General features: G+C 74.5%; 9 protein-coding genes and 2 pseudogenes. 7 read left to right on the top strand and 4 right to left on the bottom strand.

From position 1 onward, the window contains the following. Positions 1–86: 86 nt before the first annotated feature. The gene (locus tag KBX39_RS09000) at positions 87–1,811 is read right to left on the bottom strand and encodes an acetyl-CoA carboxylase carboxyltransferase subunit alpha (protein ID WP_064445759.1); all 1,725 of its coding nucleotides are present in this window, start codon (positions 1,809–1,811) and stop codon (positions 87–89) included. After that, positions 1,808–2,161 (bottom strand): TcmI family type II polyketide cyclase, encoded by a 354-nt coding sequence (locus KBX39_RS08995; RefSeq protein WP_030504428.1) that lies wholly within the window; start codon positions 2,159–2,161, stop codon positions 1,808–1,810. The genes KBX39_RS09000 and KBX39_RS08995 overlap by 4 nt, the downstream gene beginning before the upstream one ends. A gap of 411 nt (positions 2,162–2,572) precedes the next feature. On the opposite strand from KBX39_RS08995, the gene KBX39_RS08990 reads away from it, so the two are divergent. The 6 genes and pseudogenes from KBX39_RS08990 to KBX39_RS08965 form a co-directional block, all read left to right on the top strand. Then, positions 2,573–3,391: a BTAD domain-containing putative transcriptional regulator gene (locus tag KBX39_RS08990; protein ID WP_043323605.1), complete on the top strand. Its 819-nt coding sequence runs from the start codon at positions 2,573–2,575 to the stop codon at positions 3,389–3,391. Between the two features lie 63 nt (positions 3,392–3,454). Further along, positions 3,455–3,802: a TcmI family type II polyketide cyclase gene (locus KBX39_RS08985; protein ID WP_043323603.1), complete on the top strand. Its 348-nt coding sequence runs from the start codon at positions 3,455–3,457 to the stop codon at positions 3,800–3,802. 1,026 nt (positions 3,803–4,828) lie between these two features. Then, positions 4,829–5,137: pseudogene (locus KBX39_RS34015) on the top strand (helix-hairpin-helix domain-containing protein); the annotation flags it as partial. Between the two features lie 220 nt (positions 5,138–5,357). Continuing rightward, positions 5,358–6,557, top strand: coding sequence for a low temperature requirement protein A (locus tag KBX39_RS08975; RefSeq protein ID WP_064445757.1), 1,200 nt, complete (start codon positions 5,358–5,360; stop codon positions 6,555–6,557). A gap of 121 nt (positions 6,558–6,678) precedes the next feature. Next, complete coding sequence (locus KBX39_RS08970; RefSeq protein ID WP_030504423.1) at positions 6,679–6,885, top strand: hypothetical protein; 207 nt, start codon at positions 6,679–6,681, stop codon at positions 6,883–6,885. Positions 6,886–7,053: 168 nt separating this feature from the next. Then, positions 7,054–7,797, top strand: a pseudogene (locus KBX39_RS08965) (TIGR03557 family F420-dependent LLM class oxidoreductase); the annotation flags it as partial. Between the two features lie 17 nt (positions 7,798–7,814). Here the strand turns inward: KBX39_RS08965 and KBX39_RS08960 are convergent. Both KBX39_RS08960 and KBX39_RS08955 read right to left on the bottom strand, forming a co-directional pair. Continuing rightward, positions 7,815–8,585, bottom strand: a complete 771-nt coding sequence (locus tag KBX39_RS08960) for a DUF5995 family protein (RefSeq protein ID WP_043323591.1) — start codon at positions 8,583–8,585, stop codon at positions 7,815–7,817. 112 nt (positions 8,586–8,697) lie between these two features. After that, on the bottom strand, positions 8,698–11,634 hold the full coding sequence (locus KBX39_RS08955) for a LuxR family transcriptional regulator (RefSeq protein ID WP_210869961.1): 2,937 nt from the start codon (positions 11,632–11,634) through the stop codon (positions 8,698–8,700). Positions 11,635–11,823: 189 nt separating this feature from the next. Between KBX39_RS08955 and KBX39_RS08950 the strand changes: the two genes are divergently transcribed. Next, a partial coding sequence (locus KBX39_RS08950) for an adenylate/guanylate cyclase domain-containing protein (protein ID WP_210869959.1) occupies positions 11,824–12,817 on the top strand: 994 nt, incomplete at its 3' end.

Genomic DNA, 12,817 nt, shown 5'->3' with positions numbered 1-12,817 from the left:
GCGTACCGGCCCGGCCAGGTCGGCGACGAGCTTGCGGGCCTGCCGGCGCAGCCCGTCGAGCACCTGCTCGGACTCCACGTCGGCCATCACGCCACCTCCGGCCGCTCGGCGGCGCGCGCCGTCGCGGCGGGACCGGCGGTGGCCGAGCGGGCCGCCCCGAAGCGGCGGAACCGCTGACGCCGTCGGCGGACCAGCGTGGCGGGAGGCACGGTGAGCAACGGGGCGAGGTTCGCCGCGACCGCCCGGCGCAGCAGCTCGGCCGCGCCGGCCGGGTCGGCGTGCGCGGCCGGCCGCGGCTCCGGCACCAGCTCGTCGACCACGCCGAGGCGGCACAGGTCGGCGCCGGTGAGCCGTAACGCGCGGGCCGCCTGCGGCGCCGCCGAGCTGTCCGGCCAGAGGATCGCGGCGCAGCCCTCGGGGCTGATCACCGAGTAGACCGCGTGTTCCAGCATGAGCACCCGGTCGGCGACCGCGAGCGCGAGCGCGCCGCCGCTGCCGCCCTCGCCGGTGACCACCGCCACCACCGGCGTGGGCAGCACGGTGAGCGCGAGGATGTTCTCCGCGATCGCCGCCGCCTGGCCCTGCTGCTCGGCGGTCACCCCCGGGTCCGCGCCGGGCGTGTCCACGAGCGTCACCACCGGCAGCCGCAGCCGCGCCGCGAGACGCATCAACCGCAGCGCCTTGCGGTGCCCGGCCGGGCTGGCCATGCCGAAGTTGCGGGTGACCAGCTCGGCGGTGGTGTGTCCCTTCTGGTGGCCGATCACCATCACCGGCCGGCCGTCGAGACGGGCGATGCCGCCGACGACGGCCGGGCAGTCCGCGCCGAGCCGGTCCCCGTGCAGCTCCACGAACCCGTCGAACGCGGTCTCCAGATAGTCCAGCGTGGTCGGGCGGCCCGGGTGCCGTGCCGTGCGTACCGTCTCCCACGGGTCGCGGTCCGGCGCGGCGGCCACGGTGCTCACGGCCGGCGCCGGGCGCGGCGCGGGCGCACCTGCCGGCGCGCGGCGGCCGGAGTGGGCGGCGGCGAGCAGCGCGGCGAGCCGGCCGCGCAGCGCGTGCCGGGGCACCACCATGTCCACCTGGCCGTGGCGCAGCAGGTACTCGGCGGTCTGGAAGCCCTCCGGCAGCGTGGCGCCGGTGACCTGGCGGATCACCCGGGGGCCGGCGAAGCCCAGCCGGGCGCCGCTCTCGGCGAGCACCAGGTCGGTGTTTGTGGCGAAGGAGGCGGCCACCCCGCCGTACGTGGGATCGGTGACCACGCTGACCGTCAGCAGACCCGCCTCGCGCATCCCCGCGAGGGCCTGGCTGACAGTGGCCATCTGCATCAGCGACAGCGCGCCCTCCTGCATCCGCGCGCCGCCGGACGCGGTCACCAGCACCAGCGGGACGTCGTCGGCCAGGGCCCGCTCGGCGGTCCGGGTGATCAGCTCACCGACCGCGCAGCCGAGGCTGCCGCCGAGGAAGCGGAAGTCCATCACCGCCAGCGCCACCGGGTGCCCGCCCACCCGGGCGGTGCCGCAGAGCACCGCCTCGTCCAGGCCGGTCGCCGCGCGGGCCGCGCCGAGCCGGTGCGGGTACGGCAGCGCGTCGACGAACTCGATCGGGTCGACGCGTACCGCCCGGTCCGGCAGCGGCGTGAACGAGTCCGGGTCGGCGAGCTGCGCCACCCGGTCCGGCGCGTCGAGCCGGGCGTGCGAGCCGCACTCCGGGCACACGTCCAGGTTGCGGCGCAGCCGCTTGCGGTAGAGCAGCGACGCGCAGCCGTCGCACCGGGACCACAGCTGCTCGTCGCGCGGCGCGGTGGTGGTCACTGAGGCCGCCCGGCGGCGTCGTGCAGGTGGGCCGGGGCGTCGTACCGGTAGAAGCAGTGCGCCATCGCGTCGCGGGGCGAGCGCCAGGTCGGCAGGTACGGCGAGATGTACGGCCGCAGCCGCTCGCTGATCCGGATGAACTCCGGGTGCCCGCGGTTGTCCTCCACCGCGCCCTGCGCCGGCGTCTCCGTCTCCAGCAGATGGACGTAGAGATCGTGCAGCCGGTACAGCGAGCGGTGCCGGACACCGACCAGGCCGGGCAGCTCGGTCGCGTCGGACTCGGCGAAGATCTCGGCCACCCGGTCCTCGGCCGTGGGCACCACCTTGGCGACGATGAGCGAACGGTCCATTCGCGGCCTCCCTGCGTACGTCCCGGTGCGCGGCGAACCGGTCGCGCCGCACGGATTGCCACACGGTGCCGCCAGGGCCGTCTACCGGGCGTCAACCGCACCCCATCGCGCCACAAACATGGTGACGCTGCGTTGACGGGAGCTGTGCGTGAGCTATGGGAAGATCACCTTCCGGATTCCGGGCGGCGACACTTTTTCGCAGATCACAGGCGTGTTACGGGTCCGCGCCGGACGGTCAGGTGGCCGACCGACCGTTGACTGAGAGTAACAGGCATTGATATTCTCCGTCTCGGTCAGCCCGGCCACGGTGGAGGTTCCGGACCGTGGTGGAGGCGTTCCGACACCGGCGTCGCGGGCGACGGGCCGGGAGACGACGGTCGGGACGAGGGTTCCGGTGCTGGGGGGTGCGCCGTGTCGGGTGGATCGAGGATGCCGACGGCGGGCGAACCCGCCCCACGGGTGGCACTGCACCTGCTCGGCGGTTTCCAGTTGCTGCACGACGACACTCCGGTGGTCGTACCCCGGGGGCTGCAGCGCGTCATCGCCCTGATCGGCCTGCGCCCGGCTGCCACCCGCAGCCACCTCGCCGGTCTGCTCTGGCCCGAGACCCCCGAGGAGCGAGCGCTGTCGTCGCTGCGGACCGCGCTGTGGCGGCTGCGGCAGGACCCGTGCTGCCCGCTGCGCACCGACGGCGACACCGTCCGCCTCGGACCGACCGTACGCCTCGACGTGGACGACCTGGTGGAGACGGCCACCCGGGTACGCGAAGGCGCAGTCCCCCGCGGCGCGGCCGGCGCCGGACGCCACGACCTGCTCCCCGGCTGGTACGACGACTGGGTGCTGCTGGAACGCGAACGGCTGCGCCAGCTGCGCCTGCACATGCTGGAGGAACTCGCCGGCAACCACCTCACCGCCGGCCGGCACGGCGAGGCGCTCGAGGCCGCGCTGGAGGCGATGGCCGCCGAACCACTGCGGGAGACCCCGCACCGCCTGGTGGTCCGCATCCACCTGGCCGAGGGCAACGCGTTCGAGGCGGTCCACTCCTTCTACGTCTACCGTGACCTGCTCCTGCGCGAACTGCGCCTGGAACCGTCCCCGGCCATGACCGCGCTGCTGGACGACACGCTCGCGCCGATCCGGCGGGCCAGCCGCCCGGAACCGCCGCCGCCGCGCCGCACGGACCGGGCCGCCAAGGCGGCACCGCCATCAATCCCCCGGGGTACGCGGTGACGGCGAGGTGACAGCGCGACCGGCACGGTGAGCCCAGCACCGCGCGGCAGAGGGGGTCACACGATGAGTCGACTGTTGGTGGTCAGCCGGATCGTGCCGGGCGCACAGGGACGGGTGGCGCAGATCTTCGCCGAGTCCGACGCGACGGAACTGCCCCACCTCAGCGGCGTGCGGCACCGGTCCCTGTACTACCTGCACGACCTGTGCGTCCATCTGATGGAGACCGTCGACGTGGCGCCCGACCTGACCGCGGAACTACGCGACCACCCGCTCTACGAGCAGGTGAACAAGCGGCTGTCCGCGCACACCTCGCCGTACCTGCCGACCTGGGACTCGCCCCGGGACGCGGTGGCCGGCTGCTTCTACAGCTGGACCGCCGCCGGCACCCCTGCGCCCGACCGGATCCGCTGACCGGACACGGGCGACGGACGGGGCGCTCCGGAACCACGCACGGCACCCAGGTTCCGGGGCGCCTCCCGGCCGTGCACCATTCGATTCCCGACGCACGCTCGGTCACTCGCCGGCCACCGGCGGACACCACCCGTCCCGCAGTCGCGGCCCGGCACCAGCCTGCCTGTCGTCGTCGGCGCGCGTGTGCGAAGCTGCCCCGAGTCTTTCGCCACCGTCGTGCACGTACATAGAAGGAGGTTGGCCATGCCGTCGAGCTTCGGGCAGTGGCTGTTCGTGATCCTGGCCCTGCTCATCGGACTGGTCGCCGGCTGGGTGCTCTTCGGCCGCCGGCCCGGCGCCCCGGCGACGCCCACGGTGGAGGGCGCCCCCGCGGTGACCGCCACCGTCGACGAGCCGCGTCCGGTCGCCGTGGTCGACGAGCCGCCGGCGACCGCCACCGTGACCGAGCCCGCCCCCACCGAGTCCGCGACCGCCGAGCCGGCCGTAGCCACCGCCGCCCGCACCGCCGACGAGCCGGCCGAGTCCTCCCCCGCCGCCTCCGACCCGGTCGTGTCTGAGCCAGCCACCGCCGAGCCCGTTACCTCCGAGCCGGTCGGGTCTGAGCCGGCCACCGCCGAGCCCGTCGTGTCTGAGCCGGTCACTGCCGAGCCCGTCGCCGCCGAGCCCATTGTGTCCGAGCCCGCTGCCTCCGAGCCGGTCGGGTCCGAACCGGTCAGCGCCGAGCCCGTCGTTTCCGAGCCCGTCGTTTCCGCGCCCGTTGCCTCCGAGCGGGTCGAGTCCGAGCCCGGCGGTGCCGAGCCGGTGTCGCCCTCGGCCGACGCCGGGCCGGTTGCCGCGCCCGTGGCCGACGCCGGGCCGGCTCCGGCCACCGTTGACTCCGACTCGGTGACGGTTCCGGCCACCGTTGACGCCGAGCCGGTGGCGGCTTCGGCAACCCTCGCCGAGGACGAGCCCGCCACGGAGAAGCAGCCCGTCGTCGGCACGGCCGTCGACGCGCCGGCCACCGAGGCCGCGCCGGTCGAGGCCATCGAGCCGGTCGCCGTGCCCGCGCCGCGTACTTCGGTCGAGAATGTCCCGGCCGCGGCGGACACCGACGCGTCGGACGACTTCCGGCGAATCCAGGGCATCGGGCCGAAGCTGGCCGCCGCCCTGCAGGACGCCGGGATCCGCACCTACCGGCAGCTCGCCGAGCTGGACGAGGCTGCACTGCGGCAGACGGTGAAGGCCGCCGGCCTGCGCTCCGCGCCGGGTCTGGCCACCTGGCCGCAGCAGGCGAAGGTGCTGGCGGGTGCCGGCGCTGAGGCCGATCGGGTGCTCCCGGCCGGTGCCGAGTAGACGCGCCTCCGTGTTCCGGGCCGGTGGTGACGATCGTCGCCCCCGGCCCGGCGCGTTTCCCGCCCCACCAGAACCCCGAAGTGGTGACATCACCGCGCGACCATCAGCCACCACCCGGACCGGTATGTCGGAAAACTGACCGCTTGCGGACAGGCATCGCTACGGTCGGTGAGGGGCCCTCACGGCCCGCCGCACGAACCGCCACCCGCAGGAGCATGTCGTGCCCACCGCAGCGCCGGAGCCCGGCCGGCGACCGCCGGTCCGCGATCCGGAGGCGCCGCGCCGGGTGACGCTGCTCGAACTCTTCTTCGACCTGGTCTACGTGGCCGCGCTCGCGTTGATCTCACGGCACCTGGTCGGGTCGGTGACCTGGGAGCGGGCCGCCGAGTCCCTGGTCATGCTGATGGCGATCTGGTGGACCTGGGCGATCACCACGCTGGTCACCGACATCTACGATCCGCAGCGCACCGAGATCAAGCTGTTGATCGTGGCGGTGATGTTCGGCGCGCTGCTGATGACCACCGCCATCCCGGAGGCGTTCAGCTCCCGAGGGCTGGTGTTCGCCGGCACGTACGTGGCGATCCATCTCGGACGCGGCCTGTTCCTCATGCCCGCCGTACGGCGGCACCCGCAGAGCAACCAGCGGGCCCTGCGCATCTTCGTCTGGTTCGCCGTGTCGGCGGTGCCCTGGCTGGTCGGCGCGCTGGCCGCGCACGGCACCGCACGGCTCCTGCTCTGGTTCGGCGCCCTGGCCATCGACTACCTCGGATTCCGACTGGCGTACCCGGTGCCGGTCCTGGGCGCGGTGCCGGACTCCCAGCGCAACGTGACCGCCGAGCACCTGTCCGAGCGGTACCAGCAGTTCTTCATCATCGCGCTCGGCGACGCCGTGCTGGTCGCCGGCACCGTGTTCAGCCTGCACCACTCCGAGGTGGAGAACCTGGCCGCCTTCACCGTCGCGTTCGCCACCACGCTGCTGCTCTGGCGCATCTACGTGCACAAGTCCGGTGAACTGCTGCCGCACGCCATCGCCCGGGCCGCCCAGCCGAGCCGGTTCCTCAACACCGCGCCGTACACCCATCTGATGATGGTGGCGGGCGTGGTGACCACCGCGGCGGGCTTCGACCTGGTGCTGCTGGAGCCGACCGGGCACACGCCACCGGCCTGGCTGGCGGTGATCCTCGGCGGACCGGCGCTGTTCCTGACCGGGCGGGCCGCCTTCGAGTACGAGGTGTTCAGCCGGGTGTCGTCGTCCCGGCCGGGCGGGGTGCTGGCGCTGCTCACGATCGCGCCGGCCGGGTTGTTCCTCGCGCCGGTCTACGCCTCGGCCGGGGCGATGCTGGTGCTGGCCGGGGTGGCGTCCGCCGACTACCGCCGCAGCCGGGGCCGCCCGCCGGAGGAGCCGATGCCGCCGCACTGAGCGGGCGCCGCCGGTAATCGGAATCGGCCGCGCCGGGCACCAGCGCGCCGTTTGGCGGATCACCCGCCCGGGGTACATGGCCTCCACCTCGAATCCACCACAACCCCAGTGGAGGCAACTGATGCGCGGCACCTCGATATTCGGCGTCCTGGTCGTCATCTGGCTCATCATCGGTGCCATCGCCGCCGGTCAGCGCGGCTACTACGGCAACGACGAGACGAACTGCGCGGAAGCGGGCACGATCCTGGTCACCATCGTGGCCGGCCCGCTGAACTACATCGGCGCCAACCCGAAGGTGGACTGCAAGCTGCCCGAGCCCTCGAAGTAGATCACCTCCCGGCCCGCGCCCGCCCGGCGAGCGCGGGCCGTTCCGTGCCCGGGGCGCGGCACGCCACCACCCCTAAGGCGTCCTAGGAGGCTGGGTTTGGCCGGGGTTTGCCCGGCGGAGGGGCGGGAACGGCAGCGGTTCGCCGACGACGGAAACGGAGAACCGGGCATGCGGATCGGCTACAAGCTCGCCTCGGAGGCGTTCGAGCCCCGGGAACTCATCCGGCAGGCGATCCGGGCCGAGGAGGTCGGCTTCGACTTCGTCGAGATGAGCGACCACTACCACCCCTGGCTGGAGTCGCAGGGGCATTCCTGCTTCACGTGGAGCGCGCTCGGCGCGATCGCCGCCCGTACCAGCACGCTCGGCCTCGCCACCGGCGTCACCTGCCCCACCGTCCGCTACCACCCGGCGATCGTCGCGCAGGCCGCGGCGACCATGGCGCTGATCTCCGACGGGCGGTTCACGCTCGGCGTCGGCGCCGGCGAGCGGCTCAACGAGCACGTCGTCGGGCAGGGGTTCCCCAGCGTACGGGGGCGGCACGAGCGGCTGCGCGAGGCGCTGGAGATCATCCGGTTGCTCTGGCAGGGCGGCTACCGGTCCTACGAGGGCCGGCACCTGAAGCTGGAGGACGCGCGGGTCTGGGACCTGCCCGACGATCTACCGGTGATCGCCGTGGCGGCCAGCGGCCGGGAGTCCGCCGGCCTGGCCGCCGAGCTGGGCACCGGCCTGTTCGCCACCGAGCCGAAGGCGTCCATCGTCGACCAGTACCGCAACGCCGGCGGCCGGGGCCCCCGCTACGCCGAGGTGCCGATGGCCTGGGCCACCGACGAGGAGTCGGCGGTACGCGCGGCGAAGGAGACCAGCCGCTGGGCGGTCACCGGCTGGAAGGTGATGAGCGAGCTGCCGAACCCGGGAACCCCCCGTCCCGGCTACTGCAGGAACGCCCCGAGGGGCGACAGCAGCAGCCGGCCGAGCAGCGCGGCGTTGTCGTCCAGCCGCGTCCGCTCACACTCGCGGGCCTCCGGGTCGTGGCGGCAGCGCCAGATCTTCTGCGCGTTGCGCCAGGCCACGTTCCGGGTGTACTCCACCAGTTCGCCCTGGTACCAGTCGTCGATGTCACCGTTCACCATGTCGATCATGAGCTGCCAGTTGTCCAGGTAGCCCCGGCGCAGCTGCGGGATCCGCTCGGCGAAGATGTTGTTGATCTCCAGGTAGTCGCGGTGCTGGTCGCTGCCGTCGATCGGCTCGGAGTCCAGGCTGTCGAACGTCGTCACCAGGGCGAACGGCAGGTCGTAGTTGATGTGCGCGTTGACGCCCGCGGCGGCCGAGGGCAGCGGCCGGGCGTCCGGGCCGCGCATCCGCTTGAACAGGCACGCCCACGCCTTCGGCGTGCTCGGGCTGGAGTCGGTCCAGAACCGCAGCGCGTCGAAGTACCGGGCCGCGAACTCCACGTCCAGGCGGGCCAGGAACGCCGGGTCACGGAACCGGTCGTCGTACAGGCCGTCGAGCACGGTGCTGGTGATGACCAGGTAGAGCTTGTTGAAGTCGGCGAGCGGGCAGCTCTCCTCCAGCGGGGGGAGCCGGACCAGCAGATCCTGCAGCTTGGTGAGATGGTCCACGACCGCCGGCACGTCGGCCGGGTGATCGGCGAGCAACCCGACGATGTCCTGGTGCACAGGACCCCAGACCGGTTCGGTCATTTCTCCTCCACGATGGTCGGCGCCCCCACGACGCCACCGGCGCTCCGGCGCACAGCGTGCCAGCCGGCGCCCGCGCACCGGATCGGTAGAACGACGTATTGCCGACGTACGTCTATCCCGGACGGCTGCGCAGGAAGATCGCGCTGGCCTGCACCCGCGTGCGGACCTGCAGCTTGTCGAAGATGTGCGAGACGTGGACGCCGATGGTCCGCTCACTGATGAACAGCCGCTGGCCGATCTCCCGGTTGGTCAGCCCCTCGGCGACCGCCGCGAGCACCTCCCGCTCCCGCGCGGTGAGCGTGGCCAGCTCGTCCACCGCGGGCCCGGCCGGCGCCGCCCGTGGCCGGGGCACCGGCGCGGGGCCGGGCGCGGCGTCCACGGTCACCCGGGCCCGCGAGGCGATGGTACGGATCTCCGCGGTCAGCGGCACCGCGCCGAGCGACTGGGCCATCTCGTACGCCTGGCGCAGCAGCTTGCCCGCGGTGGCCACCCGGCTGCGCCGTCCCAGCAGCGCCTCGGCCTGCCGCAACCGGGAGTACGCCGCCGGATAGGGGTGGTTGCGCCGGTCCCACTCGAGCGCCGAACGCTCCCACAGCGCGGGGTCGCCACGGCCGTCGTCGAGCCGGCTCAGCTCGGCGTCGCAGAGCGCCAGGAACCCGTCGGCGACGTACCGCACCGGCGCGCCCGCCCGGGCGCTCTTGCGGGTCACCCGGTCGACCGCCTCGCGCAGCCGGCGTACCGCTTTCGGATCCGGCTCGATGGTGCGGCCGGCCGCGGCCTCCGCCTCCGCGCGCAGCCCGTGCCAGGCCAGCGTGGCCAGCACGATCACGTCGTCGGACCGGCTCTCGGTCAGGCCCCGCTGCACCGCCTGCCGGGCCAGGTCGTGCCGGCCCTGCCACATGGACCGGCCGGCGCGCAGGATGAGCATCGGCAGCACGTGCCGGGCGCCGCCGCCGGCCAGCATGGTGGCGACCGCCTCCAGGTCACGGTCGGACGCCTCGACGTCGCCGTACCCGACGGAGAGCCGGCACCGGGCCAGCAGCAGCTCGACCGCGTCGGCGCCGGAGGGGCGGTGCCGCAGCGCGGCGGCGACGACCTTCTCCGCCTCGGCCCACTGCCCCACCCGGAACAGCCCGTTCGTCGCCACCGCCAGCAGCCGGGTCTCCCAGGTGCGGCCCAGCCCCAGCTCGGCGACCCGCTCGGCGCCACGGCGGGCCACCACCACACCCTCCTCGAGGATGTTCAGCGGCCCGGTCATCAGGTCGGCCAGGTGCAGGTACGCGCACGCCACGTCCTCCGGGCCGCCGGAGCGCTCGGCGGTGTCCAGAGCGCGGCGCATGACCGCCAGCCCGGCGGCCGGATCCTCCAGGAACGCCTCGCTGAACCCGAGCGCGGCGCTGGCCATCACCACCTCGGAGGTGGAGCCCGGCACGTCGGCGGCGAGCGCGAGCGCCTCCCGGGCCTGCTCACCGGCCTCGGCGTAGCGGCCCAGGTGCAGCAGCAGCTCGGCCAGCCGGGCCGCGGCCGTGCAGCGCTCGTGCGGCGTGCAGTCGGGCGAGGCCAGCACCCGCCGGTACTCCTCCTCGGCCGGCGCGGACCGGCCCGCCGCGGCCAGGTAGCGGGCGCGGCGGATGTGCAGCGCGCAGACCGGCGGCCCGGACTCCTCGGCGGCCAGCTCCTCCAGCAGGGTCAGGGCGCGGGCGTGTTCCCCGCTGTGGTGCGCGGCCTCGGCGGCGTGGCTGAGCAGCTCGGCCCGGTCCACCTCGACCGGCTCGGGCCGGCCGCCGTCGGGCAGCACCGCAGGCGGCTCGGTGGCGAGCGTCAGCGCGGCCGACCAGTGGCGGTGCGCCTCGGCGTACCCGTGCAGCCGCTCCGCCTCGCGGGCGGCGGCCATCGCGGCGGGCAGCGCCCGGGCCGGCTCACCGGCGTGCCGCCAGTGGTGGGCCAGCCGCGCCTGGTGCAGCTCGCCCGGGGCGGCGGTGAGCGCCTCGGCGAAGCGGCGGTGCAGCGCGGCCCGCTCGGCCGGCAGCAGCTCGCTCGCCAGCACCTCGGCGACCAGCCGATGGCGCAGCCGGTAGCCGTCGTCGGCGCCGACCAGCAGGCGGTGCGCCACCGCCTCGCGGACCGCGTCGAGCAGCTCCTCCTCGGGCAGCCGGACCACCTGGGCCAGCAGCCAGTGCTCGACCGGTTCGACGCCCACTGCCACCGCGTGCACCACGGCGTGCGCGGGCTGCGGCAGCGCGTCGACCCGGTCCAGGAACACCTCGCGCACGGTGTCGGAGATGCCGTCGCGGCCGTCGCGCCGGTCGCGGGCCAGTTCCTCGGCCACGAACGGGTTGCCGCCGCTGCGCCGCCAGAGCTGGTCGGCGGCCTCCGGCGGCAGCGGCGCCCCGACCACGGCGGCGGCCAGCTCGTCGGTGGCGGCCCGGTCCAGCGGCAGCAGATCGACCACCTGCACCGAGCGCAGCCGGCGCAGTTCGGTGAGGACCCGGCGCAGCGGGTGCGCGCCGCGCAGCGACTCGGCCCGGATCGCGGCCAGCACGGAGAGCTGCAGGTCGCCCAGACCGGCGAGCAGGTAGAGCAGGAGCTGCCGGGTGCTGCGGTCGACCCACTGCAGATCGTCGAGGACGAGCACCAGCGGCCGCCCGCCGGCCACCAGGTGCAGGCCCTGGGCGACGCGCTCCAGCAGCGCCCCGGCGCCGTCCGGGCCGGGCGTCTCCTCGTCGAAGACCTGCAACAGCCCGCGGATCGCCGACGCGGTACGCGCCTCGCCCTGCTCGGCGTCGAGCCGGCGCAACGCCTGGCGTACCGGGTGCAGCGGCGAGGCGTCGCCGATGTCCAGGCAGGCGCCGGTCAGCACCAGGGCCCCGGCCTGCCGCAGCTGGTCACCGACCTCGCTCAGCAGGCGGGTCTTGCCCACTCCGCTCTCACCGGTGAGGAACACCGCCCCGGTCTGCCCGGGCCGCAGGTCGTCGTAGAGCGCCGACCGCAGCGTCGCCATGGTGCCGGTGCGGCCGACGAGCGGTGCGGTGTCCACTTCGCTGGCCATGGGACGCAGCCTAGTCACAGGGCCCCGCACCGTTCTACGGCCTCGGGGTCGGACTCGTACTCCTCGCGTCGACTACACGACTAATGGTTGCGGGTGGCCGACATACGTCGTCCTACCGATCCCCCGAGAACCCGGTGGTGAAAGTCTTCGGAGGTCGTCAGGCACCGGACCAGGGAAAGGGTGGGTGCGATGTTGATCACCACGCCCGTGGTAAGTCGGGAAGCCGTCGTCGCGGCCTGCGCGCCGGTGCCGGAGGAACGCCGCACGGTGACCGTCCTCTTCGTCGACATCGTCGGCTCGACCCGCCTGGTCGAGCGGCTCGACCCGGAGGACCTGCGGGCCTTGCAACGCGCCTACTTCGGCACCGTCGCGTCGGTGCTGCGCCGCTGGCGGGGCGTGGTGGAGAAGTACGTCGGCGACGCGGTGATGGCGCTGTTCGGCGCGTCCGCTTCGGACGGCTTCGACGCGTACCGGGCGGTGCGGGCCGGGCTGGACATCCAGGCCGCGCTGGACCGGCGGCGGCCGGGCGGCGTCCGGCTGCGCGTGCGGGTCGGCGTGGCGACCGGCGAGGTGCTGCTCGACCTGGCCGGCGCCCGCGACGGCGGCCACGGCGCGGCGAGCGGCGCGGTCATCACCACCGCGGCCCGGCTCCAGGAGCACGCGCCGCCCGGTGGCGTGGTGGTCTGCCCGGTCACCCGCGACGCGGTGGCCGGCCTGGTCGAGCAGCGTCCACTGGCCACCATGACGCTCGCCGGCAAGTCGCTGCCGCTGGACGTGTGGCGGGTGACCGGGACCGTCGGGCGCCGGCCGGCGCGGCATCGCGCCCCGCTGGTCGGGCGACGGCGTGAGCTGGCCACCGCGGCCGAGGAGGTGACCGCCGCGCTCCGGCAGCGGCGTCCCCGGTGGATCTCGCTGGTCGGGCCGCCCGGCAGCGGCCGCAGCCGGCTGCTGCACGAGGTGATCCGCGCGGTGTCCCAGGTGGACGGTGTCCCGGTACTCCGGCGGGTGGCGTACTGCCCGCCGTACCCGGCCGGCGAGCTGGCGCCCCTGGCCGACCTGCTCCGCACCCGGGCCGAGGCGCCGCGCCCACTGCCGGGCGTGGCCGTCGACGGTCCGGGCGGCGGGGCGCTGGCCGCGTTCCTGGCCGCGCCGCACGACGACACCGCGGCGGCGCGGGCCGTGG

The sequence above is a fragment of the Micromonospora sp. D75 genome (assembly GCF_018070405.1).
GTDB classification, from domain to species: domain Bacteria; phylum Actinomycetota; class Actinomycetes; order Mycobacteriales; family Micromonosporaceae; genus Micromonospora; species Micromonospora chalcea.
The sequence above is the reverse complement of the archived record's forward strand: the minus strand, read 5'-3'. Positions and strand labels throughout refer to the sequence as shown.